The 2926-nt window shown below is 48.4% G+C and carries 5 protein-coding genes; 2 read left to right on the top strand and 3 right to left on the bottom strand.

Translation table 11 applies throughout. From position 1 onward, the window contains the following. Positions 1 to 165: 165 nt before the first annotated feature. The 3 genes from NTH01S_RS11240 to NTH01S_RS12175 all read right to left on the bottom strand — a co-directional run bounded on the left by NTH01S_RS11240 (position 166) and on the right by NTH01S_RS12175 (position 1877). The gene (locus NTH01S_RS11240; RefSeq protein ID WP_068173742.1) at positions 166 to 495 is read right to left on the bottom strand and encodes a HigA family addiction module antitoxin; all 330 of its coding nucleotides are present in this window, start codon (positions 493 to 495) and stop codon (positions 166 to 168) included. After that, positions 485 to 775: a type II toxin-antitoxin system RelE/ParE family toxin gene (locus NTH01S_RS11235; protein WP_068173739.1), complete on the bottom strand. Its 291-nt coding sequence runs from the start codon at positions 773 to 775 to the stop codon at positions 485 to 487. The genes NTH01S_RS11240 and NTH01S_RS11235 overlap by 11 nt, the downstream gene beginning before the upstream one ends. A 190-nt stretch (positions 776 to 965) precedes the next feature. Continuing rightward, the gene (locus tag NTH01S_RS12175; protein ID WP_157070971.1) at positions 966 to 1877 is read right to left on the bottom strand and encodes a recombinase family protein; all 912 of its coding nucleotides are present in this window, start codon (positions 1875 to 1877) and stop codon (positions 966 to 968) included. Between the two features lie 222 nt (positions 1878 to 2099). Here NTH01S_RS12175 and vapB point away from each other — a divergent pair, with 222 nt between their 5' ends. After that, positions 2100 to 2327 carry a type II toxin-antitoxin system VapB family antitoxin gene (gene vapB / locus NTH01S_RS11225; protein ID WP_456306303.1) on the top strand — a complete coding sequence of 76 codons (228 nt, stop codon included), beginning with the start codon at positions 2100 to 2102 and terminating at the stop codon, positions 2325 to 2327. Further along, positions 2327 to 2731 carry a type II toxin-antitoxin system tRNA(fMet)-specific endonuclease VapC gene (vapC, locus tag NTH01S_RS11220; protein WP_068173735.1) on the top strand — a complete coding sequence of 135 codons (405 nt, stop codon included), beginning with the start codon at positions 2327 to 2329 and terminating at the stop codon, positions 2729 to 2731. Before vapB ends, vapC begins: the two co-directional genes overlap by 1 nt. Positions 2732 to 2926 lie beyond the last annotated feature (195 nt).

Below are 2926 nucleotides of genomic sequence, written 5' to 3'. Positions count from 1 at the left end.
CCCCCATAAAGCCTCCGAGGGCCCTGTTGCAAAGTTGATTTTTCGGCTAATTTCAGATGGACACAAAAATACAAACACACATAAAATCCGTAAGTTAATTATATCGGAATCAACACGAAAACGGCACTTTTAGAACTTTGCAACAGGGCCAAAAAAGCTCCATCTTTAAACTGTACGGCGCTCCAGAGAGGGCGAAAGAACAAGTGGGAAGTGCTGTACTTGCAAACTTCCCTCATGGGCACGTGCTTGAGCGAGGTCGTATGCACTTTGCATGCGCATCAGCGTTTCTGCCCGAACGCCGAATGCTTTTTCAAAGCGAATGGCCATGTCAGCCGATAAGCTGGAGCGCCCATTTAATAGGGCACTGATGGATTGTCGCGAAACACCAAAATGCTCGGCGAGAGTATTCACTTTGATATGATGAGGCTCAATTATCTCTGTTTTAAGCCAATCACCAACATGAACAACCAGTGATGAATGCATTTTAAGCGCCATGATAATCCTCCAATGTCATCTCACACAAAGAACCATGCTCATTGACGCGAAATGTGAGACGCCAATTTTTGGTGACGGTCATTGCCCAAGTCCCTGATCGATCTCCGATCAAGGGGTGCAAACCATAATTGGGCGGCACGGCCAGTTCATCCAATGATTCAGCTGCATTGATAAACGCCAGCATCTTACGAAGACGTTTTACGTCACCAACCAAGCCCTTTGCGTTTCCGGTCTCAAAAAAACGACGTAGCCCTTTATGGCTGATGCTTTCGATCTCCATGAATGTAAAGTATAGATTTACATTAGGACCGTCAAGTTATGCTTTACATAAAACCCTAAGTGTCTTCTATCGACTGTTTTTTACGGGAAGCAGACATTCCGCTCGCCCCCCATAGCAGCCCTTGGCTGGGCTGCTTGGTCGAGCCCAGGGCTGTGTAAGTGATTGTGGTCAGTTTTGCTAAGCAGAAAGCTCACCAAACACGCCCCTGCCCTTCCACTTCACGAAGCGTTGCGACGGCCGTACAGTTATACTCTTCAGCAATGGCGTCAATTTCGTCAAAGAGATCCGCTATCTCAGCATCGAGATCGTGCTCTGTGCGCGTGTACTCTGCAGGAATAGCTAACCTATACTCGCCCTCCTCGTTCTTCTGCACATCGTAATCTTCCGCCAGCATGTCCTCGATCTCAGCTCGAACCAAGGAAAGGTTCAGTCCTGAGGCTGAGTGGCCCTGAAGGTTTAGAGTAAGGGTCGCAATGAAGGGCTTTGCGCCCATAGGTGCGTCGTGAACAATCTCTTTTACCGGCCGTATGCGAACACCGCCATTCGGATAAGCTCTTAGATACTGATAGAGGGTTTCCCGGCTTATTCCGTACTCGCGGGCAATCGCAGCTTTTGTCTCACCGTCGCGGATACGCTGGAGGATGTCTGCAACCTGTTCGTGGGACAGAACCCGTTTCCGACCACGATAGGCACCACGCTTTTTAGCTAGAGCAATACCCTCGCGCTGTCTCTCCCGAATAAGAGAGCGTTCAAACTCTGCAAAAGCGCCCATTACCGAAAGCATCAGTTTGGGCAGGGATTCATCTTTGTCTGAAAAAATAAGACGTTCTTTGATAAACTCAACACAAACGCCTTTTCGCGTCAGCGTGTGCACCAGGTTGCGGAGGTCATCGAGATTACGCGCTAATCGGTCCATACTATGCACGACCACAATGTCACCTTCACGCACGAAGGCAAGAAGCTCATCGAGCTGAGCCCGCTGAACATCTTTGCCGGACGCTTTGTCGGTGAAAACCCGATCCAGTATTTCGCCATCTAATTGACGATCAACATTTTGATCGAATGTACTCACACGGACATAACCGACCCTTTGACCCTTCAACGCCCTCTTCTCCTCCAAATGTCATGTTAATATCTATGAGGTTTGGGGACGAATGTCATGAATATATTGAAACCATTCTATATTGACGTATTCTAAACGAGTGCCATGACATCATTCTGGGATATACCCCAAAATGACAGGCTATTAATTTCTTGCTTTTGGAATTTTTGTTGCTCAAAAGTTTCCCAATGTATATACTCCATGAATATACATTGGAGGTTCATGATGTTGACCCGCACGACACTTTTTCTCTCGAACCGCACTCAGGCGGTGCGCCTTCCCAAGACTGTTGCCTTCGCACCTGATCTGAAGGACGTGGTCATCATCTCCGACGGTGCGCGTCGGATCATCGTGCCGGCCAATGCTGCTTGGGATGATTTCTTTGCCTCACCCGGTGTTGAACTGGCGCCCCGCACTCAGCCCGAGATGCAGGAGCGAGAAAGCTTCTGATGCTCCGCTTCTTACTTGATACGAATTTCTGTATTCGTGTGCTGCGCGATCGACCACAAGGGTTGAGAGAGCGTTTCAACGATAACGCTGAAGCACTCTGCATCTCTGACGTCGTATTGTATGAATTGCTTTACGGTGCAGAGAAGTCTCAGGACCCCGTAAGGCACCGCCGCCAAGTTGAGCATTTCGCCGCTCGGTTGGATGTTTTGCCTTTTGATGACAATGCGGCTGCCCACACGGCAGAAATCAGAGCTGATTTAGAAAACAGGGGCTGTGTCATTGGGCCGTATGATCTCATGATCTCTGGCCATGCACGCAGCCGAGGGCTCGTTGTCGTAACCGGAAACCTTCGCGAGTTTACAAGGGTACATGGTCTTCGTTCAGAGGATTGGTCGTCTAAATGACGATGATTCGGTACCCCAAGGCTTGCGCCGGATTATTCTTGTGCAAGCCTTGGGTGGTAGTTTGAAAACACAATCGGATAAACTGTACCATTCCGTAATTTCAACCCACGCCTCCGTACCGGAGACGACTATTTAAAGCATACAATGTTGTATGATTTAAATATATGTATTTCTCTATCACAGTTATGTTAAGGA

Source organism: Neokomagataea thailandica NBRC 106555 (assembly GCF_001598495.1).
In the GTDB taxonomy this organism is placed as follows: Bacteria; Pseudomonadota; Alphaproteobacteria; order Acetobacterales; family Acetobacteraceae; genus Gluconobacter; species Gluconobacter thailandicus_A.
Note: the sequence above shows the minus strand (reverse complement) of the source record. Positions and strands in the feature narration are given on the sequence as shown.

Excerpts from the sequence above, each read along its gene's own strand:
- NTH01S_RS11240 (WP_068173742.1), bottom strand. The coding sequence starts at position 495 with ATGGCGCTTAAAATGCATTCATCACTGGTTGTTCATGTTGGTGATTGG.
- NTH01S_RS11235 (WP_068173739.1), bottom strand. The coding sequence starts at position 775 with ATGGAGATCGAAAGCATCAGCCATAAAGGGCTACGTCGTTTTTTTGAG.
- vapB (WP_456306303.1), top strand. The coding sequence starts at position 2,100 with ATGATGTTGACCCGCACGACACTTTTTCTCTCGAACCGCACTCAGGCG.
- vapC (WP_068173735.1), top strand. The coding sequence starts at position 2,327 with ATGCTCCGCTTCTTACTTGATACGAATTTCTGTATTCGTGTGCTGCGC.